Source organism: Rossellomorea marisflavi, assembly GCF_022170785.1.
Lineage (GTDB): Bacteria > Bacillota > Bacilli > Bacillales > Bacillaceae_B > Rossellomorea > Rossellomorea marisflavi_B.
The window spans coordinates 1,072,929-1,095,871 of the sequence record NZ_CP081870.1 but is presented as its reverse complement, the minus strand read 5'-3'; the positions used below and the strand labels follow the sequence as shown (position 1 = coordinate 1,095,871).

The 22,943-nt window shown below is 49.7% G+C and carries 27 protein-coding genes and 1 pseudogene; 14 read left to right on the top strand and 14 right to left on the bottom strand.

The window, feature by feature from the left end:
- Positions 1-130: 130 nt before the first annotated feature.
- A complete protein-coding gene (locus tag K6T23_RS05865) occupies positions 131-595 on the top strand; it encodes a VOC family protein (protein WP_238283888.1) in 465 nt (154 codons plus the stop codon).
- Between the two features lie 210 nt (positions 596-805).
- On the opposite strand, the gene K6T23_RS05860 is transcribed toward K6T23_RS05865, so the two are convergent.
- The 4 genes from K6T23_RS05860 to K6T23_RS05845 all read right to left on the bottom strand — a co-directional run bounded on the left by K6T23_RS05860 (position 806) and on the right by K6T23_RS05845 (position 6,507).
- Entirely contained in the window at positions 806-1,153 is a 348-nt protein-coding gene (locus K6T23_RS05860; RefSeq protein ID WP_238283887.1) for a hypothetical protein, read from the bottom strand.
- A gap of 137 nt (positions 1,154-1,290) precedes the next feature.
- Positions 1,291-2,430: a mannitol-1-phosphate 5-dehydrogenase gene (locus tag K6T23_RS05855; RefSeq protein ID WP_238284386.1), complete on the bottom strand. Its 1,140-nt coding sequence runs from the start codon at positions 2,428-2,430 to the stop codon at positions 1,291-1,293.
- 5 nt (positions 2,431-2,435) lie between these two features.
- Positions 2,436-4,508: a BglG family transcription antiterminator gene (locus K6T23_RS05850; RefSeq protein ID WP_238283886.1), complete on the bottom strand. Its 2,073-nt coding sequence runs from the start codon at positions 4,506-4,508 to the stop codon at positions 2,436-2,438.
- Between the two features lie 85 nt (positions 4,509-4,593).
- Complete coding sequence (locus K6T23_RS05845; RefSeq protein ID WP_238283885.1) at positions 4,594-6,507, bottom strand: PTS mannitol transporter subunit IICBA; 1,914 nt, start codon at positions 6,505-6,507, stop codon at positions 4,594-4,596.
- A 200-nt stretch (positions 6,508-6,707) separates the two neighbouring features.
- Between K6T23_RS05845 and K6T23_RS05840 the strand changes: the two genes are divergently transcribed.
- On the top strand, positions 6,708-7,253 hold the full coding sequence (locus K6T23_RS05840; protein ID WP_238283884.1) for a class I SAM-dependent methyltransferase: 546 nt from the start codon (positions 6,708-6,710) through the stop codon (positions 7,251-7,253).
- Between the two features lie 58 nt (positions 7,254-7,311).
- Here K6T23_RS05840 and K6T23_RS05835 read toward each other — a convergent pair whose 3' ends face one another.
- A complete protein-coding gene (locus K6T23_RS05835; RefSeq protein ID WP_238284385.1) occupies positions 7,312-8,232 on the bottom strand; it encodes an alcohol dehydrogenase catalytic domain-containing protein in 921 nt (306 codons plus the stop codon).
- A gap of 288 nt (positions 8,233-8,520) precedes the next feature.
- The gene (locus K6T23_RS05830) at positions 8,521-9,120 is read right to left on the bottom strand and encodes a histidine phosphatase family protein (RefSeq protein WP_238283883.1); all 600 of its coding nucleotides are present in this window, start codon (positions 9,118-9,120) and stop codon (positions 8,521-8,523) included.
- Between the two features lie 97 nt (positions 9,121-9,217).
- Between K6T23_RS05830 and K6T23_RS05825 the strand changes: the two genes are divergently transcribed.
- The 7 genes from K6T23_RS05825 (at position 9,218) to K6T23_RS05795 (ending at position 13,965) form a co-directional block, all read left to right on the top strand.
- A complete protein-coding gene (locus K6T23_RS05825; RefSeq protein ID WP_079515155.1) occupies positions 9,218-9,922 on the top strand; it encodes an MBL fold metallo-hydrolase in 705 nt (234 codons plus the stop codon).
- Between the two features lie 24 nt (positions 9,923-9,946).
- Complete coding sequence (locus K6T23_RS05820) at positions 9,947-10,510, top strand: TetR/AcrR family transcriptional regulator (RefSeq protein WP_238283882.1); 564 nt, start codon at positions 9,947-9,949, stop codon at positions 10,508-10,510.
- On the top strand, positions 10,503-10,856 hold the full coding sequence (locus K6T23_RS05815) for a YrdB family protein (RefSeq protein WP_238283881.1): 354 nt from the start codon (positions 10,503-10,505) through the stop codon (positions 10,854-10,856). Before K6T23_RS05820 ends, K6T23_RS05815 begins: the two co-directional genes overlap by 8 nt.
- Before the next feature lie 17 nt (positions 10,857-10,873).
- On the top strand, positions 10,874-11,155 hold the full coding sequence (locus tag K6T23_RS05810) for an RNA polymerase alpha subunit C-terminal domain-containing protein (protein WP_238283880.1): 282 nt from the start codon (positions 10,874-10,876) through the stop codon (positions 11,153-11,155).
- A 70-nt stretch (positions 11,156-11,225) separates the two neighbouring features.
- A complete protein-coding gene (locus K6T23_RS05805; RefSeq protein WP_238283879.1) occupies positions 11,226-11,408 on the top strand; it encodes a hypothetical protein in 183 nt (60 codons plus the stop codon).
- Positions 11,409-11,498: 90 nt separating this feature from the next.
- Positions 11,499-12,245 carry a class I SAM-dependent methyltransferase gene (locus tag K6T23_RS05800; protein ID WP_238283878.1) on the top strand — a complete coding sequence of 249 codons (747 nt, stop codon included), beginning with the start codon at positions 11,499-11,501 and terminating at the stop codon, positions 12,243-12,245.
- Between the two features lie 406 nt (positions 12,246-12,651).
- Complete coding sequence (locus K6T23_RS05795; protein ID WP_238283877.1) at positions 12,652-13,965, top strand: aldehyde dehydrogenase; 1,314 nt, start codon at positions 12,652-12,654, stop codon at positions 13,963-13,965.
- 42 nt (positions 13,966-14,007) lie between these two features.
- On the opposite strand, the pseudogene K6T23_RS05790 reads toward K6T23_RS05795, so the two are convergent.
- The 5 genes and pseudogenes from K6T23_RS05790 to K6T23_RS05770 all read right to left on the bottom strand — a co-directional run bounded on the left by K6T23_RS05790 (position 14,008) and on the right by K6T23_RS05770 (position 16,510).
- Positions 14,008-14,690 (bottom strand): annotated as a pseudogene (locus tag K6T23_RS05790) (aspartate/glutamate racemase family protein).
- A complete protein-coding gene (locus tag K6T23_RS05785; protein WP_238283876.1) occupies positions 14,687-15,148 on the bottom strand; it encodes a phosphotransferase in 462 nt (153 codons plus the stop codon). Before K6T23_RS05785 ends, K6T23_RS05790 begins: the two are co-directional and overlap by 4 nt.
- Positions 15,135-15,443 (bottom strand): phosphotransferase, encoded by a 309-nt coding sequence (locus K6T23_RS05780; RefSeq protein ID WP_238283875.1) that lies wholly within the window; start codon positions 15,441-15,443, stop codon positions 15,135-15,137. The genes K6T23_RS05785 and K6T23_RS05780 overlap by 14 nt, the downstream gene beginning before the upstream one ends.
- Positions 15,440-16,069, bottom strand: coding sequence for an HAD family hydrolase (locus K6T23_RS05775; protein ID WP_056534109.1), 630 nt, complete (start codon positions 16,067-16,069; stop codon positions 15,440-15,442). Before K6T23_RS05775 ends, K6T23_RS05780 begins: the two co-directional genes overlap by 4 nt.
- Positions 16,070-16,129: 60 nt before the next feature.
- On the bottom strand, positions 16,130-16,510 hold the full coding sequence (locus K6T23_RS05770) for a VOC family protein (protein ID WP_218245607.1): 381 nt from the start codon (positions 16,508-16,510) through the stop codon (positions 16,130-16,132).
- 155 nt (positions 16,511-16,665) lie between these two features.
- Between K6T23_RS05770 and K6T23_RS05765 the strand changes: the two genes are divergently transcribed.
- Positions 16,666-17,520, top strand: coding sequence for a PhzF family phenazine biosynthesis protein (locus K6T23_RS05765; protein ID WP_238283874.1), 855 nt, complete (start codon positions 16,666-16,668; stop codon positions 17,518-17,520).
- 28 nt (positions 17,521-17,548) lie between these two features.
- Here K6T23_RS05765 and K6T23_RS05760 read toward each other — a convergent pair whose 3' ends face one another.
- Positions 17,549-18,172, bottom strand: coding sequence for a class I SAM-dependent methyltransferase (locus K6T23_RS05760; protein ID WP_238283873.1), 624 nt, complete (start codon positions 18,170-18,172; stop codon positions 17,549-17,551).
- Positions 18,173-18,349: 177 nt separating this feature from the next.
- Between K6T23_RS05760 and K6T23_RS05755 the strand changes: the two genes are divergently transcribed.
- Positions 18,350-18,793, top strand: a complete 444-nt coding sequence (locus K6T23_RS05755; RefSeq protein WP_238283872.1) for a DUF4362 domain-containing protein — start codon at positions 18,350-18,352, stop codon at positions 18,791-18,793.
- 65 nt (positions 18,794-18,858) lie between these two features.
- Here the strand turns inward: K6T23_RS05755 and K6T23_RS05750 are convergent, their stop codons facing one another.
- Complete coding sequence (locus K6T23_RS05750) at positions 18,859-19,695, bottom strand: aldo/keto reductase (protein ID WP_238283871.1); 837 nt, start codon at positions 19,693-19,695, stop codon at positions 18,859-18,861.
- Between the two features lie 183 nt (positions 19,696-19,878).
- Between K6T23_RS05750 and K6T23_RS05745 the strand changes: the two genes are divergently transcribed.
- Together K6T23_RS05745 and K6T23_RS05740 are read left to right on the top strand one after the other, a co-directional pair.
- On the top strand, positions 19,879-20,532 hold the full coding sequence (locus K6T23_RS05745; RefSeq protein ID WP_238283870.1) for a DUF3885 domain-containing protein: 654 nt from the start codon (positions 19,879-19,881) through the stop codon (positions 20,530-20,532).
- Complete coding sequence (locus K6T23_RS05740; RefSeq protein WP_238283869.1) at positions 20,529-21,086, top strand: GNAT family N-acetyltransferase; 558 nt, start codon at positions 20,529-20,531, stop codon at positions 21,084-21,086. Before K6T23_RS05745 ends, K6T23_RS05740 begins: the two co-directional genes overlap by 4 nt.
- A gap of 17 nt (positions 21,087-21,103) precedes the next feature.
- On the opposite strand, the gene K6T23_RS05735 is transcribed toward K6T23_RS05740, so the two are convergent.
- Complete coding sequence (locus K6T23_RS05735) at positions 21,104-21,763, bottom strand: O-methyltransferase (RefSeq protein WP_238283868.1); 660 nt, start codon at positions 21,761-21,763, stop codon at positions 21,104-21,106.
- A 123-nt stretch (positions 21,764-21,886) separates the two neighbouring features.
- Between K6T23_RS05735 and K6T23_RS05730 the strand changes: the two genes are divergently transcribed.
- On the top strand, positions 21,887-22,921 hold the full coding sequence (locus K6T23_RS05730) for an NUDIX domain-containing protein (RefSeq protein WP_238283867.1): 1,035 nt from the start codon (positions 21,887-21,889) through the stop codon (positions 22,919-22,921).
- The last annotated feature ends 22 nt before the right edge of the window (positions 22,922-22,943 follow it).

Sequence of the window (22,943 nt, the reverse complement as noted above, 5' to 3'; positions counted from 1 at the left end):
TTTTCGCCTTATGGAAACATTAGGAATCTCTGCGACCTATGACGTATGAAAGAATCATTCATTTACACGGTGGCACCTCTCCCTGATGCCGGTACACTACCTTTAACAAGTTTTTAAGGGAGGAAACATCATGATCAAAGGATTATACGAAGCCCATTTACCCGTCAGCGACCTTGAGCGCTCGGTTGCATTTTATGAAGGGCTGGGACTGAAGCTCGCGAAGAAATACAAGAAAACCGCCTTCTTCTGGATCGTTAAGAATGAAAGCTGGATCGGGCTATGGGAAGGCGAGCAGGCAAACATCCCCTATCACGCGTCGATCAGGCACATCGCCTTCCGGGTCGAACTGGAAGACCTGCGCACGGCGAAGGAGTGGCTGAAGGAACGCGGCATATCCATGAGGGAAGAGTTCGGGTTCCAACCTGTGGAACCGATCGTCATGCCCGATCAGGCGCACGCCATGGTCTATTTCCATGACCCGGATGGGAATTCCCTTGAGTTCATCTGCAGGCTGGAAAATGAACCGGAAGAAAAACCGGATATGTATCTGAGTGAGTGGGAGGCGTATTTAAAGAATAAAGGCCTGATGGCATAATAAAACATTTACCATCCGCAGAGTGCCTCGCAGCGGAGGAGGACCGACTCCTGCGGGAAAGGCGGGCAGGTGAGACCCTGGAGGCGCAGCCGAAGCGGCTCACCGCACGCCCCGCGGAAAGCGGTCCTCCGGAGCGGAGAGGCACGGACCCTATAAAAAAAGGAAGCACGGGATCCCCATGCTTCCATCAGCTTAATGTGGTCATATTTATCAATCCACTCTGAGGATATTCAGATGCTTGTATGTCGACATCAGGTCGATTGTGTGATCGCCTTTTGTGTAATAAACGGAAGCCCCTTCTCTTTCTCCCTTTTCCCATCCGTTGGCTTTCAGGGCGATTTCATACCCATAGGGTATCCCATTTTCTTCAGATGCCCTTGACCAATCATACTGATGACCATGCTCGTTCTCCCCGACCAGTTTCGCATGTTTAGGGACCGGGAAGTGGTGTAGATCTTCTGACGGCTCGTAAAGAGATAATGTGACGAAATAGTATAGTGGTGCTGCAACGATTAAGACTATGGCTGTTGCAAGGATCCAACCGATTTTTTTCTTCATTTCCCCCACCCCACTTCAGCTATGTAGTAGTAAACCTTTTCCATATTTCCATTGTATAATTTTTCTAAATGCAGGGATACAGCCAGCTTGCCAAAAAACAAAAAAGGAAGCACGGGATCCCCATGCTTCCTTTTCCTTTATGCTTTCAACGCGTCGTATTGGGCGATGATTTCTTTGGTGATGGCACTGTCTGGATCGAGTGAGCTGATCTCCTTCAGTGCGCCTGCTACGCCGTGTTCTTTGATGATGGATTGGACTTCGACGGCTTCCGGATCTTGCGGGTTGTCGAAGAGCAGGGCAGCGGCGATGGCTTTTGCGAGATTCGTGTAGCCGAGGCCAGCTTTGGCTGCTTGCGTGGTCGGGCGGATCAAGCGATCTTCCGGTCCGAGCTTACGGATCGGCGCGCGGCCAACCCTGGTGACGCCGTCGTTCAGGTAAGCGTTTTGGAAGCGGGAGATGATCTTCTCGATGTATGCGAGGTGATCCTCTTCATTCAAACCGTATTCCTTCACGAGGTAGGCTCCTGTTTCTTTCAGCGTCTCGCGCACTTGAGTGGCAATGGCTTCATCGGCTAGGGTCTGATCGATGGTTTCCTTCCCTTGCAGATAGCCGAGGTAGGCAATGACGGCATGGCCAGTGTTGACGGTGAAGAGTTTGCGCTCGATGAACGGGGCAAGCTCGTCCACGATCGTCATTCCGTTGACTGGTGGGATGGTTTCAGTCGTTTCCACTACCCACTCATAGTATGGCTCAACAAGGACGTCGAGTGAATCCTGATCTTGGATCGGCACGATGCGGTCGACGGCGGAGTTGAAGAAGTGGACGTTCCCTTCCATCTTGCTGACGGTTGCCTCGGACAGGTGCTCAAGGATGTATCCTTTCAACAGGTCGGTCGCGCTGATCTGGTTTTCACATGCAATCACATAAAGTGGCTCCGATGTTTTCTCCAGACGTGCTTCGATTCCCTTGGCGATGAGGGGTGCGATGCGCGGCAGGATGTTCGGTCCGATGGCCGTTGTAAGGTACGTCGCTTCCGCGATGCCTGCGACCACTTCGTCTTCCTGGTGAAGATTATTCAATCCTGAGACGTTGGTGATGGTTTCGGACTCGTTTGATTCTGTTGCCAGCTTCACCTGGTAGGTGCCTTCTTCGTTCAGCTTGTTGATGATGGTGTCGGCGATATCAACGAAGGTGACGTGATAGCCTGATTGGGCGAATAGGGCGCCGATAAAGCCCCTGCCGATGTTTCCTGCTCCAAAGTGGATCGTTTTATTCATCATTATCATTCCTTTATAAGGTTTTGTTGAACATAGTCTAAGAAGAGTTCTTCGAGCTTTCGATAGATCATGGCCTCGTTGGTGGAGGAATAGATCATCATGGACGCCTGGTTTTCGATGAGGCTCGTGGAGATGAGGCTGAGGATTTCATTTTCCCTTTCACTCAACCCTTCTGGAGCCAGCATTAGGAGAAGGCTTTTCATCTCCATGGGCTTCCCGTTCATCCCTTTGATGAGGAACGGCTGGTCGAGATGCGCCACCTGGAACACGAGCTGGGTGACGTGAGGGTCGAGACAGTGGAATAGCCCCATATTCGTTCCGGGGATCCCAAGGCCGCCCCGCTGTTCCCTTTCCATCAGCTTGTCCATGACCTTTCCTTCATCGGTCAAGAGGCCATCGAGCTTCGCCTGTTGGACCATTTCGTTCATGACGGTAAAATGATCCGTCACGGATTGCTTCCGGTACACCCGGAAGTGATCCAGGATCGATTCGATGCTTGTGTGGACGTCTTTGATTTCCTGCAGGAGCCCGCGGATCTCCGTCGGCTTCTTCTCTGCCTTCACCGGTTTCACCGGCTTCAGGTACTTCCTGCTTGTGATCCTCTCAATGTTGTTCTGGACGTACGTCTGAATAATCATGATATCCTCTTCGCTCAAGAGCGGACTGACAAGGATATAATCCAGATTGGTGAACGGAAGGCGCACGGTGGAGATGACGATATCATAGTCGTCGGGATCGGCATCCCTGAAGTCATTGAGGGATAAAATGCCGACAGGATTGATGATCTTCAGTTCCTTCTTGATCCTGCTCGCGAGCATCTTGGATGCCCCGATGCCTGTGGGACAAACGATGACGGCATCGACCTTCACCTTTTCTTCGTTCATGAGAAGGGCCGATCCGAAATGGAGGACGATATAGGCAACCTCAGCATCGGGGAATCGCATATCGGGAAACTCCAGCTCCAGGCTGTCCTTCACGGCGAGGAACAGGACCGGGTACTTCTTCTTGATCTCATCCGTCAGGGGATTGAAGAGCTCCATCTTCTGTTGAAGGCGGAAGATCGACGGTCCCATATGCGCCATGAGTCCCTGATACAGGGAGAAATCATCGGTCAGGTCGACGGTGAGCTTGGCCGAAACATCGCTCACGAGTTTCTTCACGAGATGACCGAGGAACACACTATCATAGTAGGTGGCACCCGGTTCCTGCAGCTTCGATCCCCGGAGGATGACCGACCAGAAAGCGACATCGGCCTCTGTGATCGTCACAGAGAGCCTTTCCCTGAGTATGTCTGCGACAGACTTCATGAGGCTGTATTCCCTTGATTCATCGGGAGTTCCTTGGCTCTGAAGGACATGACCCCTCCGCACCCGCTGGATGGAGAGGCAGATGTGGACGACAAGGCCGACGAAATCACTGTCTACCAATTTCACACCTTCCTGATCCAATACCATTCCGAGCGATTCATAGGTCGCAAGGAGAAGCTCAGGTTCATAAAACCCGAGGACAGGCAGGGCACTGTCCTGCCCTTTTTGCAGAGAATACAAGCTATCGATGATCTCCTCATAGAAGTACACGATGGAGAAGCTTGCCAGGGCATTGCGACGGCTTCCTTCATCGGCCGTCACTTCCACCCCCACTCCCCGCTTGCGGGTGAGCGTGACGTTGAACTTGGCGAGCCAGTCGGCCACTTCATCAAGGATGGTGGTCAGGCTTGAGAGGCTGACGCCCAGCTCATTGGCAAGTACGCTCATTTTGAAGGAAGAGCCTCCTTCAAGCAGGGTGACGAGAAGCCGCAGCTTCCTTTCTTCAGGTGTTTCATCTGTCGGTTCGGATTCCGCGAGCTGTTGGATGAGCCTGTAGATGTTTTCATTTTTCCCGCTGATGAACAGGCCATCGGCCGGGGTCCGCATGAGCTCGAGCTGATGCTGCTTCAATACGCCCTCAATGGACTTTAGATTGCGCTGGATCGTCCGTCCACTCACGTTCAAATACGCAGAAAGGGAGTGGACGGTATGTTTACCCGAGGTTTTCACAATCAGTTCGATGATCGCTTTTTCCCTGGATGTAATGAACATACGTCTCCCCCCTTCCATTATCTACACTAGTATAAGAACATCCAAATCGGAAAAGCAAGCGTGCGCCTCTCCGATTTGGATTCCATTAGTTGCTATTGATGATGTCTTTGATTTCTTTTGCAGAAGAAGCAAGGACCATTTTGTCGACGTTCTCCTGCTCGGAGCAGATGACCGCGATGCTTGAGAGGATCTCAAGATGCGTGCCGTCCTTACCGGCGATACCGAAGATAAGCTTCGCTTTCTCTCCGTTGAAGTCGACACCCTCTGGAACCTGGATGATGGTGAATCCGGATTTCAGGACTGCCCGCTTCGCTTCTTCCGTCCCATGCGGGATGGCTACGTTATTACCCATGTAAGTCGTCGTGATGCCTTCACGGTCGATCATGGCGTCTACATAGCTGTCTTCCACGTATCCTGCTTTTGCCAATGCTTCACCGGCAAATCGGATCGCTTCTTCTTTTGTTGCGAACGATTGATTCAAGAAGATGTTCTCTTCTAGTAGAAGATCATCATCTCCTGAGTCAGGAGCGTCAACAGGTGCTTCCGCTTCTTCCACGAGCTCTTCTTGAGCAGGTGTCACGTCAGCCTGGAGGCTACCGATCAATTTGTCATACTCGGGACTGGATAGGAAGTTATCCACTGAGATGTGGTACGCACTTGGAAGCTTGCTTTGCGCACGCGGCGTCAGCTCTTCCTGTGTGATGACCACTTGGGCATCCGCCGGCAGATTGCTGATGGCCGTGTTGGTGACGGTCACGCCTTCAATGCCTGCTTCCTTCACTTTCTTACGAAGGAGTGAAGCACCCATTGCACTGGACCCCATTCCGGCATCACAGGCAAAGATGATTTTGTTCACATTCTCAGGAAGCTGTCCGTTTGATTGCTGGTTGAAGTGACCTGCAACGGAGCTTTTCTTCCCTTTCATGTCTTCCATTTTCTTTGTAGCGTCTTCGATGTTTCCATCGTCTTTTTTGCTTGATTTCAAGATGATGGCCGACACGAGGAAGGATACGATGGCAGCCACAATGATTGCCGCGAAGTTTGCGATATACGCTCCAACGTCTCCAGTCGGTGTCACCAATCCGATGGCGATGACACTACCTGGTGAAGCCGGTGATGCAAGACCTCCGCCAAGAAGGACAAGGGTCAGCACTCCACTCATACCACCAAGGATGACAGAAAGGAGCAATGCCGGTTTCATCAGCACATACGGGAAGTAGATCTCGTGGATCCCCCCGAAGAAATGGATGATGGCGGCACCCGGTGCGGATTGCTTCGCTGTTCCTCTTGAGAAGAACATGTACGCTAGCAGGACACCGAGACCTGGTCCAGGGTTCGCTTCCAATAGGAAGAGGACCGATTTCCCTGTTTGTTGAACCTGCTCGAGACCGATTGGGGAAAGGATCCCGTGGTTGATTGCGTTATTCAGGAACAAGATTTTGGCCGGTTCGATCAAGATGCTTGTCAGCGGCAATAGATGGGCTGCGATGAGCCAGTCGACACCGTGGACAAGGACTTGGGTGAACGCATTCACCGCAGGACCGATTCCGAGGAATGCAAGGATGGCGAGGATACCGCCCAGGATCCCTGCTGAGAAGTTGTTGACGAGCATTTCAAATCCTGAACGGATTTTCCCGTCGATCAGTTGGTCAAACTTCTTGATGACATACGCACCAAGGGGACCCATGATCATGGCGCCGAGGAACATCGGCGTATCAGGCGCACCGACGATGACACCCATCGTGGCGATGGCACCGACGACTCCTCCCCGCTGATCGTGAATCAATTTACCACCTGTATATCCGATCAAGAGTGGTAACAGATACGTTACCATCGGACCTACAAGGCTGGCAAGGCTTTCATTTGGAATAAGGCCGTCTGGAATGAAAAGCGCAGTAATTAATCCCCACGCGATAAAAGCACCGATATTCGGCAGAACCATGGAACTCAGGAAGTTACCGAACTTCTGAATCTTTACTTTAACAGTAGACTGTGCCATGTAATTTCTCCCCTTCTATAGTAGGATTTATGACATAACATCACATCTATATGATATGTCACCTTAGAAACGTCATACAACCTTCTTGAAAACTGACTTTGTCGCGACACCCGTGACAAAGGTAATGTATCTGTCTTGACAGTTCAAAAAAAAGGAAATCAGCGATACCAAAGCGAATACATACGCTGAGGTGAAGGATTATGGAAGAAACGAAAATCGTCATCGGTGCCGGACCTTATCATAATAACCCCGGCTGGCTCCACACCGATGAGCAGGAGTTGGATCTTCTAATAGAAGAAACGTGGTCAACGAAGTTCAATGAAGGAAGCATCTCGGCAATCCTGGCCGAACATGTGTGGGAGCATCTCACTGCAGAAGAGGGCCTTGAAGCCGCCATGCGCTGTTACCGCTATCTGAGAAAAGGCGGATACGTCCGCTGCGCCGTACCGGATGGATATTTCCCCGATGAAAGCTACCAGCACATCGTACAGATAGGCGGACCAGGACCTGAGGATCATCCAGCTGCAAGCCATAAAATCGTCCATACCTATAAAAGCCTGACTGAGATGTTCTCACAGGCAGGCTTTGAGGTCAAATTGTTGGAGTACTGTGATGAGAACGGACAGTTTCACGTTTCCGAATGGGATGAAGCGAAGGGCGTGATCTTCCGTTCGAAGAAGGTGGATCCCCGGAACCGGGATGTATTGACGTTTCCTTCTTTGAAGGTGGATGCGGTGAAGATTTAACCTAGTGAATGGTGTAGGAGACGCAGGGACTCTGCTCTTTGCGTACCCTTACTTCACCCTATTGATAATCAACAAACACTTTCAGAGGCCGGATGGATGCCATCTCTTCAAAGCATGACATCACTTGATCCGGAGCAATCTCTTTTTCAAATAAATCCATAAGATAAGGCGTCTTTTCGTATGTACTGAAAAACCACTCACTATGTTTGCGATAGTCATAGCCATCACTTGAAGCAACCATCCTCAATTCCTTTTCGAAAAATGCGGAAGGAAGCGTAAATTCATCACGATTCCCATCTGATAAAACGCAGATGGTCCCCTCCCCCTTCATGGTGTTCATAAGCGTGAGGAATGCATCGCTGTGAGCGGAGCACTCCAATCCAGCATCATAGAAATCTTTTATTTCAGCTTCACTACGGTAGATCCTGTCGGCACCAAGTCGCAGTGGCAGCGAATGCCTCGCTTCATCAGGTTCCACCACATCCACATACCTCACCCCGAGATGATGTTTTAAGAAATGAACAGCCAAGACGCCCATCGTCCCTGCCCCTGTTACAAGGACACGATCTTCTTTCGATAGATTCAGCTTCAGGACGCCCTTGGCTGCATCACAGGAAAGCGTGTTAAGAAGCGCATACTTCCACTCTACATCCGCAGGAATCCTGACCGCCTTCTTGGACGGGGTGACCCCGAATGTCTGCTGACCGTAAAATGCGATAACACGATCCCCCACTTTGAAATCGGTCACAGACCTCCCAATCTCTATGACCCTCCCTGCGCTTTCATACCCGACCTTACGTGGATAGACCGGTTCCACATCGGTCGGGTCAATCCCAAGATATTGAGACATTTCAGCCCCGATGCTGATTCCGCAGGCATGGGTTTCTACCCGGATTTCTCCCTCTGAAAGTACAGAGTCATCCCCATTAATCCATTCCAACTTCCTTGGTCCATTCAAAACAAGACGCCTATTCATCATGATCAACTTTTCTCTCTCCCCCCTTTGACAAGGGATGGTAAGTCGTCCTACACTGGCACTTAGCTATATTTTACCAAAGGAAGGAACGTTCGAATTTGTTTTTATTGTTTTAATAGCTGTAAGTACCCTGATCGGATTCGTTCTTTTAGGACTGGATCAGCTTGGCATGGTGATTGGATTCGGGATGATTTTGGGTTGTTTGATCAGGGGGATTTATTTATTGAAAGAGATTTTAGCCAGGTTGGAAGAATGAGCGGAGTCCCCACACGAAACGTGTTGGGGCTTTTTTTAACTCTTTATTTCAGCAAGATGCCCCGTATCATTCAAAAAATGAACCAACCTCTCCTCCCCATCCTTCTCCAATAGATGCATTCCTGTGTCACCCGTGATGAACCAGACATTCTGATCAACCGGATTCCCCATAAAGATATTCAGAAGCATGGATAATACACCTCCATGTGCGACGATGATGATCCTATCTGCATTCGTTGTATGAATGATCCGGGAGAAGATGTGTTCCAACCTCATCCGGAACTCAATGAATGTTTCCCCTCCCTCCACAGCTTCGTGAAGATACTGAGGAACGGGGATCTTCTCAGCTTCCACAAGCGGCATGCCGGCTAAGATTCCATTATGTTGTTCCATCAGCTCGTCTATATAGCGGACGTCCTCACACCCCACTTTCTTTGTCAGGATATCCGTGGTTTCTGCTGCTCTTTTTAACGTACTGGACCAGATGATGTCTGGTTCGAAAAAGCTTTCTACTTTTTCCGCCATCGCTTTTCCTTGCGAACGACCAAGCTCCGTCAACGGATAGTCCGCCCTTCCTTCATGTACGTTCAGGACATCTGCCTCTGATTGTCCGTGGCGAATCAGTAATAGTTTCAATGAATTCCCTCCTCATGGCTAGACAAAACTAACGCCATTAGTTATATTGTTATTACAATTAGTTTTTAAATTCTTTTTCTTAAAGGAGAACGCCATCATGCGCCTAACCCGTATAAATCAAATCCATCAGTTATCTTTTCTGCCACGGTTGTTTCCTGTGAATTGTTATCTTGTTGAAGAGCAGGATGACCTTACCCTTATCGATGCCGCACTACCTTATAGTGCAAAAGCAATCTTGGCTTCTGCCGAGAAAATCGGCAAACCCATCTCCCGCATCGTTTTGACCCATTCCCATGACGATCATATCGGTGCGTTGGATAAATTGAAGGAATCACTGCCGCATGCTGAAGTCTATATTTCCAGACGGGATGAGCGGTTGCTCCGTGGCGATCTTTCCCTGGATGATCACGAGCCCCAGACGCCTATTCGCGGCGGCGTGCCAAAGAACATCAAGACCCGTGCGGATGTCCTCCTTGAAGAAAATGATGTGGTCGGTTCCCTCCGAGCCATTTCAGCACCGGGGCACACACCGGGGTCAATGGCTTTCTTCGACCAGAGGGACGGCAGCCTGATTGTTGGAGATGCTTTTCAAACGCGCGGGGGGACGGCCGTTTCCGGGCAGCTTAATCCGCTCTTCCCGTTCCCGGCACTTGCGACTTGGAATAAAGAGGTGGCCCTGAAAAGCGCTCAAAAGCTTGTTGATCTTAAGCCTACTCTCCTCGCAGCAGGTCACGGAGTGATGATCCCTTCACCTGAATCGATCATGAACGAAGCCATATTAAAGGCAAAAAAGAAAGGTTGAATCAGTATGTCACCACGAATTGGAATGGATCTAGATATCATCTTAACAGCAGCCATCGAGCTTGCTGACCGTGAAGGGATGAGCGAGGTCACACTTGCCACTTTAGCAAAATCATTACATGTCCGCCCCCCTTCCCTCTATAATCATGTTAAAGGCGGACTCCCTGCCCTGAAGATTGAAATGGCCAAACGCGGCTATTCCCAGTTGAACCAACGGTTGATGGACGCTTCAGTCGGCCGTTCAATGGATGCCGCTGTCCTCGCCTTCGGTATGGCCTATGTACAATTCGTCCGGGACCATCCAGGACTCTATGAAGCCATGCTCATGGTCGCGATCGGAGCCGATGAAGAGCTGCAGGATATCCAGGATCGAAGCATCAGAATCATCATCCAGGTCATGGAGGGATATGGTTTGGGCGAAAATGGTACCCTTCATGCCGTTCGGGGACTACGGAGCATTCTCCATGGCTTTGCTTCATTGGAGCAGCACGGAGAATTCGGGCTTCCCCTTGAAAAGGATGAAAGCCTGACAAAAAGCATCCATGCTTTTCTTTCAGGAATCCGCTGGTTCAAGGACTCCAATGATTAGATTGCTTAGACAGTTGAATGTTGCTCTTCGCTTCACGCTAGAGCTGATGGGTTTGGCAGCCATCGGGTATTGGGGGTTCCATATGGGAGATGGCTGGATGGGGTGGCTGAGCGGGATCACCATTCCCCTTTTATTCGCAACTTTCTGGGGAATGTTCGGTTCCCCACGTGCCCCATTTCCACTCCCCCCAAAAGGTAGGCTTATGCTGGAAGCCTTGATATTCGGCCTTCCAGGCGCTCTTCTATTGGGGTTGATGCCTGTGACGGCCATTATTTATCTAGTAGGTGTGGTCCTCAACCGTGTGCTCATTGTATATTGGAAACAAGAAAACCTGATTCACACTTGAAAGGAGATACTTCTACCATGACATCCAAACGAGTCTGTGAACACGGACACATCTATTACAAAAGCAGTGACTGCCCCACATGCCCGACCTGTGAGAAAGGAAAAAAGCCTTCTGAAGGATTTCAGTCCAAGCTTTCTGCTCCGGCACGCAGGGCTTTGACCAGTAAAGGGATTGAGAGTGCAGAGGATTTGTGCAAGTACACGGAAAAAGAAATCCTTTCCTTGCACGGGATCGGTCCTTCCTCGCTTCCTGTGTTGAGGGACGAGCTGGAGCGTAATGGGCTTGCTTTCAGGGGGTAAATTGCCCTTCTTATTTATTGTCACCCACTTCAAGTACTCAGTGTACAATACCCCCAAAGGAGGAATAAACATGTCAGATAAAGAACCCTTCAACGATGTAACCGATCACATGAGTAAAATTGAAGGATCACCTATAAGTACAGACCAAGGGAATGGAAGCCTCCCGAAACCGATACGATGGATTGGTATCTTCATCATCGGGGCGTTTGTCCTCGGGGCTTTATTCATCTTGATTGGTAGCTTCATGAATTGACGACTGAATTTCCTAGATGGAGGTTCAGTTTTTTTGTTACAGGAAATGTCGACCAATTTATAGAAGTATTACGGGGAAGGATGTGTTGCAATGAAACCTGTAGATATTTTAACGATGAATAAGACAAGCTGGGAGCAATCGGCCGAGCGCTTTTTCGGACGGACGGCCTTGCCGGAGTTCGGGCCGAATGCCCCGAGTGAAGACGATCTTCACCTGTTTGGAGATGTAAACGGAAAAGCCGTACTCGATATCGGGTGCGGAAGTGGACATTCCCTGTCCTATATGGGGAATCAGGGGGCCGGTGAGCTGTGGGGCCTCGACTTGACCACGAAGCAGATCGAAGCGGCGACTGGAGTACTTCGGGAACAGAATACCACAGTGAAGTTGTTCGAATCCCCCATGGAGGAGAATCCTGGGCTGCCCTCAAACTACTTCGACGTGGTCTATTCCATTTACGCCCTGGGCTGGACGTATGATCTGAAGAAAACATTGAGCCATGTCCACTCGTACCTGAAGCCGGGCGGCACGTTCATCTTCAGCTGGGAGAATCCCATGCACGACCGCCTCCAGTACCGGGACGGCGAGTTCGTCATGACCAAATCGTATGTAACGGAAGGCCCTGAGTACAATGAGGGGTGGAATAAAAGTGTCGTGATCCACCACCGGAAGCTGACCACCTACATCAATACGCTCATTCAGTGTGGATTCGAGATTGAACATGTCATTGATGACGTGGTGATCTCAGACATCCCGTCTGACAATCCGGAACGTTGGTACGCCAGTCAGAAGGCGGAATGGGTGCCTTCCACGTTTATTGTGAAGGCAAGGAAAAGGTGAAAACATTCCATATGAAGCTAATCCGGATAAGGCCGAGCCAATTATTCATCAGCTTTATGGATCAAACGGTGTGAGGAATGTTCAAGAAGCTCATCACATTGACTATCGAACCTTTGGCAGGCTTACAGTAAAATCTGTAAGTCTGTTTTGTTTCTACGATTCCCCCAAGTCTCGTGCTGAACGCTTTTCATTTATCTTCCCCCTTGCACGGCCACACCTCTTTACACACCACTTTTTTCAGATGAAGCACATCCCTTGCAAACAAAAAACGGCTGTATTATAGTAGTCCTAGTCATCAATTGACGCCTCAACTAATTGCGCACAATCATTTGGAAACACGAGAAATAGTTCCCATGATTACTTTTATTCCAAACGGGAATAGCAATAGAGTAGCCAAATCAAAGGAGTGTTCATTTTGGAAAACTACCAAGATCTTTTAACAAAACAACGTACGTATTTCCGTACGGGAGAAACAAAAAGTGTTTCTTTCCGTATTAACACATTAAATACATTGAAATCACTTGTTCAGAAGCATGAACAGGATATCCTGGATGCCGTGAAGCAGGATTTGAATAAATCTGAGCTTGAAGCAAAACGTGCCGAGGTCGGCCTAGTGATCGGTGAGATCGACTTCATGGTGGAGAACCTTGAAGAATGGGCAGCGACAAAAGAAGTGCCGACACCTGCTTCCCACGAAGGAGCAAAAAGCTTCATCCAGCCTGAGCCGTATGGTTCCGCACTTGTCATAGCGCCTTGGAACTATCCATTCCAGCTTGCTGTGACACCGCTTGTCGGGGCGATTGCCGGTGGGAATACAGCCGTATTGAAGCCTTCCGAGCTTACACCGAAAACATCTGCCCTTCTCTCTACATTGATCAATGACAACTTCCCTGAAGAGTATCTTCATGTAGTGGAAGGCGAAGTAGAAACCAGCACGGCCCTTTTGAAAGAAGACTTTGATTACATCTTCTTCACTGGTAGCACAGGCGTCGGTAAAATCGTTGCCGAAGCGGCAGCGAAGCACCTGACTCCGACAACGCTTGAACTGGGCGGTAAAAGTCCGACAATCGTTCACGAAGATGCCAACCTTGATGAAGCGGCTCAACGCATCGCACGAGGTAAATTCGCCAATGCCGGCCAAACCTGTGTGGCACCGGATTATCTTCTTGTCCACAGCAGCGTAAAAGATGAACTTATGAGCAAATTCAAAGAAGTGATCACAGCTTCTTACGGTGAAAACATCGTCGAGAACCCGAACTTCGGGCATGTGGTGAGCGAGCGCCACTTCGACCGCCTTGTCGGCTTCCTCGATAACGGAAGCATCGTGACCGGCGGAAAACATGACCGCGACAACCTGATCATCGAGCCGACCATCCTTGATAACATTTCATGGGATGACTCCGTGATGCAGGATGAGATCTTTGGACCGATCCTGCCTGTCATGACGTATGACAGCCTGGACGAGATCATCGAACCGATCGTGAAACGTCCGAAACCACTTGCTCTTTACCTGTTCTCTGATGACGAAACCGTACAGGATCAGATCCTGAGCACGATTTCATTCGGTGGCGGATCCATCAATGATACGATCAACCACATGACGTCCCACTACCTTCCATTCGGAGGCGTAGGCGATAGCGGAATGGGCGCCTATCACGGGAAAGCAAGCTTCGATACGTTCACTCACTTCAAGAGCGTGTTGAAACGTTCAACGAAATAAATGATGAGAGCCCCCTGCTGATGCAGGGGGCTTTTATGTGTGTCACCCGCAGGTTCTCCCTACCTCCGCTTCGTCTTCTTCCAACGCATAAGCGACGGCTGCATCAGCGTGTAATGATGTCGTATCGAATAATGGTACAGCCACATCCCCTTGCTTAATCAACAAGGAAATTTCCGTACAGCCAAGGATTACGCCTTCGCATCCCTTTTCAACAAGCTTCTCGATAATACGTAGATAGTCCCTTCTGGATTCCGGCACTATTTCCCCCAGACACAGCTCCCGATAAATAATATCGTGTACGAGCTGGCGATCGTCTTGCTCTGGAACAACCACTTCGAGACCGTGGCGGGATGAAAGGCGACCTTTGTAGAATTCTTCTTCCATCGTAAACGCCGTGCCGAGAAGGCCAATTTTCGTCAGCCCTGCTTCCTTTATCTTTCTGGCAGTAGCATCGGCAATATGTATGAGCGGAATGCCGATGGCTTTCTGTACGTCATCCGCCATTTTGTGCATCGTATTCGTGCAGATCAGGAGGAAATCAGCGCCACCGCGTTCAATCTGCTGTGCTCCCTCGATCATTAGCCCTGTTGCCTTGTCCCACTCACCATGATGCTTTTTGCCGAGTGGTGGCCACCGAGCTTTCGATTAATGCCTTGATTGATGAGGCGGTAATATTCACTGGAGGATTCCCAGCTCATACCGCCAAGTAACCCGATTGTTTTCATTTAGCTATCCTCCCATTTACTCCTTGCCGTACAATCTCCAGAAGCCGTTCCGCATCCTCACCCGGTACATTCTCCGACAACCTCGCTCCTGCAATCACCGGTCCCCACTGAAGAACCTCCTCCCGCTCCAGCCCGCTCTTCTCGCAGTATAGGGAAAGGTATTGACCGGCGAGTTCCTGATCGAAACCTGAATACAAGAGATAGCTGCGAACCACATCTGCACGGATATCCCCTGAACTGGCGTCGACCCAATCAATGACACGGATCCCATCCTCGGTTCTTACCAGATTGAAAAGATGAAAGTCACCGTGACAGAGATTGTCTCCCGACACTTGGTTCACCTGTTTTATCAGACCCTCTTTCACTTTTGAAGATATTGATTGGACATCATGCAGCTGCCTGATCAATTTATCTCTCATCGGTTCAAGTCCCGGCGCTTCTTTCTCATGGATCATCATCTGAATCTCGACTGATGAGGCAAGGTAGTCCTGCAGAAAGGTACCGGTCCTTCATGACGAGATCCCCGAGGGTGTCCCCCTCTATGTATTCCATGACCAGGGCCTGTCTTCCATTGAAAGTCGTGAGTTCAAGGACTTCCGGCACAGGGATGCCAAGGGAATGGATGTAACGCTGCTTGTCCGCTTCCTTCCTGGCTTCATCTGCCGGGAATCCTTCTTTGTACACCTTGACCGCATATCCCGCATCATTCAGATAGATTTCCGCCGTGTTACCCGTGGCGATGGGGCCCTTCATATCAACCCTTCTTCTTTCAAGAGCTCCCATAGATCCTGCTTTTTCCGCTGAAGATGCAGGGCTTTCATGCCGATCCGCTCGGCCCCCTGAATGTTTTCGATTAGGTCGTCGACGAAGACGGCCTCTTCCGGGCGGACGTTCATCTCTTCTAGTGCGTAGCGATAGATCGCTTCACTCGGCTTCACTTTATTGACGGTGGAAGAGAGGATGATCCGCTCGAAGTATTTCCGCAATCCGAGCTGGTCGAATACCCAGTCCATGCTCGGTACCGCGTTGGATATGACTGCGAGTCGATAATGCTTCGCTTTCAGCTTCTCGAGCACTGCCTTCACTTCCATGAACATCTCACAGTGGCGGGCATAGTGGCAGAAGTAAAAGAGTTCCGGCGCGAGCTCCCCCGCTCCCATTTCGTGTGCAATGATCTCGTAATAGCGTTTGAAATAGCGCTCCTCTTCTTCCCAGTTGGTTATGAACGGAAGCTCCAGCATCTTCGCCTTCCCGATTGCCGCCTGGACATCCTGACGCTCGAATCCCCGTTCTGCGAGAATATGATGGACCCGGTCCTCCCCTTTTTTGACTGTATCGAATAAAACGCCACCTGCATCCAGGAATATGACGCGCTCCATATTTGTTCCTCCTTCATAAAAACAGGCCCTCAGCACATGTCTGAAAACCTGTCGTCTTCTCTATTGTTTATGATCCATGACGGCAAAATAATTGTCTTCATCATCAGCGAAATTGAACACACGCTGCGGACCCATCTGGACGATTTCCCCGACGGTCACGCCCTCTGAGGAAAGCTTCTCATACAATTCATCAAACCGGTCGCTGAAAAACATGATCGACGGCGTTCCGAGGTTGAGCTCAGGCGACATCTTGGCAATGAAATCCTTATCATGCAGGATCATTGTCGTCTCCGCCTCTGCAGTCGGAGCAATCTCCACCCACCGCATATGACCGTTATCTTCTTCCGACTTGATGTGGAAGCCTGCTTTCTCGCTCCAGAATGCCTTCGCCTGATCCTGATTGTTCACATACAGCATGATTTGACCGATTTGTTTGATCATGTGTGATCCTCCTGGTAAATGGGGTATGTTTCTTCATTCGCCATGGATACCTGTTATCCTGCCATGATCTTCATGTTTCCACCTATATTTACGCTGAATGGACAAGAAGGTTTCAAAAAGTTTGATACAATAAGGAAAATTGTCTAAGGAGGAAAATGATGAAGTTTTTTATTGTGGATGCCTTTACGGATGTTCCGTTCGGCGGGAATCCTGCCGGAGTCGTCCTGGTGGATGAGATGGATGAATCCTTCATGCAGCTATTCGCACGTGAGCTTGGCTATTCAGAGACTGCTTTTGTGGAAAGAAGGAGTGATTCTTCGTTCCACGTGCGCTTCTTCACTCCAAATACGGAAGTGGATCTGTGCGGACACGCCACCATCGCTGCCTTTACCGTTCTTTTGGACAACGGACTGGTGGCAGACGGTCGCTCTTACATCATGAAAACCGGAGCGGGCGACATCCCCGTCCATTTAACGAACGGCCGCATCATGATGGAGCAAGCACCACCAAGCCTGGGGAATCTATGTGAAGATGTGAAGGAACTGGCTGGGCTCCTCGGAATCAAGGTGTCATCCATTGAAGGATCCCTGCCGCCTCGTGCCGTGAGCACCGGCCTGATGGATCTCATGGTGCCGGTCACCAGCAGGCGTGCACTTGACGCTATCAATCCGGATTTGAAGGCTTTGGCAGCTTATCAGAAAAAGCATGGCTTGGAAGGCATTCACGCGTTCACTCTGGATACAACGGACGCCCTTGCCTGCAGCCGGAATTTCAGCCCCCTTTACGGGATTGACGAAGAATCCGCCACCGGGACGGCGAGCGGCGCGATGACGTACTACCTGTACCATTACGGGGTGTTGACGGAGTTTGAAGAGGAGTTCCGGTGTTTACAGGGTGAAGGCCTCCAACGGCCATCGGTCATTACGACGGTGCTGACTGATCCTGCGAAGCCCCTGGTGCTTGTTGGAGGAACCGGGATTGTCATTTCGGAGGGAAGCATACGAATTTAAAAGAGGACGCCATCCAGCGTCCTCTTCCTTATTTACCCAACATCATATAGACGCCGCCACAGTGTGAAATCTGATGATACTCATACTTCACTTGGAGCGAGTCCATCAGGTCATCCCTCACAAAATAAAACTCGTCATCATCCCAACGTCCACGATTTTCCTTCCGACACGCCTCAAGCTCTTCTCTCGTTTGAAACGAAATGTCTCCAATCAGGAGTTTGCCACCAAACTTCAACAGACCCAGCAACTCCTTGATCAGCGCTACCTTCTTTTTATCCGTAAGGTGGTGGAGCGTGTAGGTGCTGATGATAACGTCATAGGATGACTTCTTGATGACAGAAGGAAGCCCTTCCTGCAAGTCCGCTTGGATCAATTCCGCAGCCGGCATCTTCTGACGGGCTTTCGCCATCATTTCCCTGGAAAAGTCGATTCCGGTGATCGCGTGACCGTGATCGTAGAGCCTGCTTGTGAGAACCGCCGTCCCGAAGCCTATGTCGAGGATTTCAGCATTTTCCTTCCCCATCGCTTCCCCGTAAATAATGTTCAGGATGTCCCTGTACCCCGCAAACGGGTACTGGTTGCTTTCCTCACTCTTTTTTACCGTTTCATCGTATTGGTCCGCCCATAGATCAAACCCAGTACTATTTAACATATATGCCCTCCGTAAGTGTTGTTTCATCACGGGCATGGTGGTGGTTTTTACCCGTGACGTGCCTCTATCAGGTTGGTTGCAAATGTTTGAATTTCATGTAGATCACGCCTTTTGATTTGATATACTTATTTTAACATATTTATCTAATAATGGTGATAGAAGTAGGAGGATGAAGAAATGAAGTGGTCTGGAATTGGTTTGTTGGTGGTCTGCTTGTTTCTAACCACGGCCTGCTCAAACGGAGCGTACAATTCCGATGAAGCCATCGAACGTGGTGATGTCGTGGTACAGAACGGGGTAGAAAATCCGGGACCCTTCATAGAGTTTGTGAAGAATGTGGAGGATAAGAATGAAGCTACACTGAGGATAACGGGGTATACCAAAGAAGGTGATCCGATTTTTCATGATGTGGAGTATGAAGGAAGTGAATTCGGATTTTCCTATGATAACTCCCATGATAAATTTGGCGGTGAAGATATAGGGGTTACAACGGACACCTGCACTGAAATGGAGCAAAGAGAAACACCAAATGATGAAATTGGGTTTTATTTAACAGGCTGTTCCAAGGAAAAGGAGCATCGGCTTCTTGAACTATCAAAGGAACAGTGGAAAGAACACTAAACTCCTGGTTCCAATCTGTGATAAAACCGGATGCCCGCAAGCATCCGGTTCTTCACCTATTCGGTTTATTTAAAATCAAACTGGTCCGGATCCGGCCCGATACGTTTGTGCTCATCGAGGGCGTCCAGGGTTTTGACTTGTTCTTCAGTCAGTTCGAAGTCGTAGATCTCGATGTTTTCTTTGATGCGTGATTCTGTCATGGATTTCGGGATGGTCACGACACCGTGTTGAAGATCCCAGCGAAGGATGACCTGTGCCGCCGACTTGCCAAGGGACTCGGCAATTTCGTTCACCGTTTCATGGTTCAATAGCTCGGCGTTCATGAGCGGGGACCATGCTTCCACTTGGATGTCATGTTTTTCGCAGAATGCGCGCACGTCTTCTTGTACAAGTTTCGGATGGAATTCGATCTGGTTGATGACCGGTTTCACTTCTGCTGTTTCAAGAAGATGCTCAAGATGGGATACTTGGAAATTGCTCACACCGATTGATTTGATGCGGCCTTCTTTGTAAAGGGCTTCAAGAGCTTTCCAAGGTTCCATGTATTTGTTTTGGCCTGGCCAGTGGATGAGGTACAGGTCAAGATACTCAAGACCGAGTCTCTCCAATGTATCGTTGTAAGCTTGGATTGTTTCATCGTATGAAAGGCCGTCATTCCACACTTTGGATGTGATGAACAGCTCTTCCCTCGTCACGAGACCAGCGTCGATGGCGTTTTGGACGCCTTTCCCTACGCTCTTCTCGTTTTGATAGATCGCGGCCGTATCGATGCTGCGGTATCCGATGCGGATCGCTGTTTCCACCGCTTTTTCCAAGTCTTTTCCTTCTTCGACGCGGAATACTCCGTAGCCGATTTCCGGCATTTGTACGCCGTTATTTAGTGTAATGGATTTTGCACCCATGATTGTATTCCTCCTCTAAAAATCACTTCTATCACAGTATGCACCAACTTCTTAAAAGATAGAAGTAGGCACTTTCATGTGCGATAGGCACTGACAGGTAACCTTTACCCGCTGAAAGTCTGCCAAAAACATATCCAAAATGTTCCACTATGGTAGAATAGTTGATACGAAAGGAGCCTTCTCATGACTATACGTGACTATCTACTAGAACACTTTCCCGGGCTCTCCCTCGAGCCACCGCTCTTTTATTCATGGCCTACGGGCTTGCGGTTTGAAATTGCCAAGCCGGGAAGTGAGCACCATGACACAGACAACCTTGAGCAGATGGGCGAAAGGACGACAAGCTTATTCAAGGCGGTGTTTGAGCAGGACGATGATGTGATCCTCGTGACAAATGTATTTGGTCTAAACGATTCTCCACCACCGAAGACCAACGTATTTCTCAAATATATCAAGGATAAAGACGTGCGCATGAAACTGCAATATGAAAGGGTAGATGGCTTGATTGATGAAGAGGATATGACTGTCACCCATCGCTTCTCCCTGCAGTGCCAAGCGGGCGACATCCGCTATCGGCCGCTCCTGATGGCGATCTGTCATGAAGATTTCAATCATCCCACACGGATCCTGAAGAACCGCTGGGACATAGGACTCGACATCTATTTCGTGAACATCACCAAACAACTTATCTATCATCTCTATGACGACCGCGGCTGTGACATTATTTCAGCTAAAAAAGATACCTTGCACCCCCTTTATCATTCGGCTTCCCCTTGGATCCTTGAGTATGATCGGGAACAGATCGATGGAGTTTTCATGGAAGGGGGCACAACATGAAGCAGGCATTTCCCACCATTGAAACCAAACGGCTAACCCTAGTAAACTCGACCGCTGACGATGCCAGATTTATTCTCGAGCTCTACGAGAATCCCCTCGTCTGCCGGTACCTCTATGATGAAGAGCCCTTCACCTCGATTGATCAGGCAAGGGTATGGATCGACTGGCATGAGTATCCGGAAGAATACGGTCGGAACCGCTGGATCATACGGAAGAAAGAAACCGCCACTCCAATCGGCACGTGCGGCTTCGACCAGTGGGATATCGTGAATCATGTAGCTGAAATCGGCTTTGATCTCTGGCACGGTGAATGGGGAAAAGGATTTATGAGCGAAGTCTTGACCGCCGCCATCGACAGCGGCTTCAACAACATGGGGCTTAACCGGATCCAGGCATTCGTTGCCCTTGAAAACACGGCATCTTGCCGATTACTCGAGCGGTTGGGGTTTGAAAGGGAGGGAATCTTCAGGGAGAAGCATTTCTTCCAGGGGGATTACTACGATCACTACATCTACTCCCTTTTGAAGAAGGAATGGAAAAAGGGCGGCTCCTGACCGCCCTTCGGGGATGTTCATTTGACTACGCTGATCACGAGGCCGTCATAGCCTTTGGAACCGACGGTCTGGATTGCAGTGGAATCGATGCGGGGATCGCGCTGGGCAAGATCGATATACTTCCGTATCCCCATGACGCGTCCATCCGTGGTGGCGGCATCCACGACCTCTCCATTCCGTACGACATTATCGGCGATGATCACAGATCCTGGTGTCGTGAGGGCAAGGGCCCATTCGAGATAGCGCGGATTGTTCTCTTTATCGGCGTCGATGAAGACAAGATCAAAGACGTGGCCCGCTTCCTTCAGCTTCGGCAGCGTATCAAGGGCACTCCCGACAAGGACTTCCACCTGCTCATGGAATCCCGCACGCCGGATGTTCCCTTCTGCGATCAAGGCATGGGCCTGATCCACTTCAAGGGTTGTCACCCTGCCGTCGACACCGATTCCCTTTGCCAAGCAGATGGTACTATAGCCGCCGAGGGTACCAATCTCAAGCACGCGCTTCGCCCCCTTCATCTGGGCCAACAGGGTGAGGAACTTCCCTTGCAGGGGAGACACATCGATCTCGGGAAGGCCGGCTTCACGATTCGCCCCAAGCACCCGTTCCAATTCATCGTCCATTAACAGCTTTCGTCCAAAATACTGATCCACTTCATTCCACAACTCAGAACCCATCTGCATCGTCTCCTAGTCTAGTATTATGACTCTTTCATTATATGCTAAAATGTTCCATACAGGAAATCGTAGACCCAATGAAGCGTTCCTATGCAACCACTTAACTGAAAGGACGAAGCCCCCATGCCAACCATCCCAAAACGAATCCATATTATCGGCTCCGTCGGCAGTGGGAAAACCACTTTGGCCCGCACCCTCTCAACCGCTACCAGTATCCCTTATCACGAACTCGACAATGTGGTGTGGGAACGGAGGCTGGGCGGAGATCGAAGACGCACGGATGAGGAGCGCGATGCCGTTCTCGCCGACCTTGTGAAAGGGGAAAGCTGGATCATCGAAGGCGCACATAGCTCGGACTGGTTGGAAGAAAGCTTCCGGAGCGCAGACGTGATCCTCTTCCTCGACACCCCCTACTATAAGAGGATGAAGCAGATCACCTTCCGCTTCATCCGTCAGAAAACGGTCCGTGAATCCGCCCACTACACGCCGGATTTCACGATTTTCAGGAAGATGTTCAGATGGAATACCTATTCGAAAGGGAAACGAAACCGTATATCCTCAAGCTATTCAAAGACAGGGGTTACCCGCATATCGTGCTTCACGATAATCAACAGCCCATCGATTGGGCCCAGGGAAAGGAGAAACGCTATGTATAAGTACACGCTGTGCTTCATCCAGCGAAACGATGAAATCCTCATGCTCAATCGGGATAAACCGCCGGTACTTGGGCTGTGGAACGGTGTCGGCGGCAAGATAGAGAAAGGGGAAACCCCAAGCGAGTGCATTCTGAGGGAAATTGCAGAAGAAACCGGACTGCACCTCACCCTCGAACAAATCCATTATAAAGGGACTGTTTCATGGAGCAACGATGAATCTGTGACCGGAGGGACGCATCTTTTCACCGCCACGATCGGAAGCAGTGTAACCTACTTAACACCGATCAAGACTCTTGAAGGATTGCTGGATTGGAAAAGCATCGACTGGCTATCCATTGAACAAAATCACGGGGTCGGAAAGATGATTCCTCACTATTTTAAAAGGATGATTGAAGAGAAGAACGGTTTTCATCATCACTTCTCTTTGGAAAAAGGCGTAATCTGTTCTTATTCTTACAAGGAAATATCCTACATAGATAACAACCTTTCTTTCCATAAGTAACTTCCATCCCCATAAACCCATT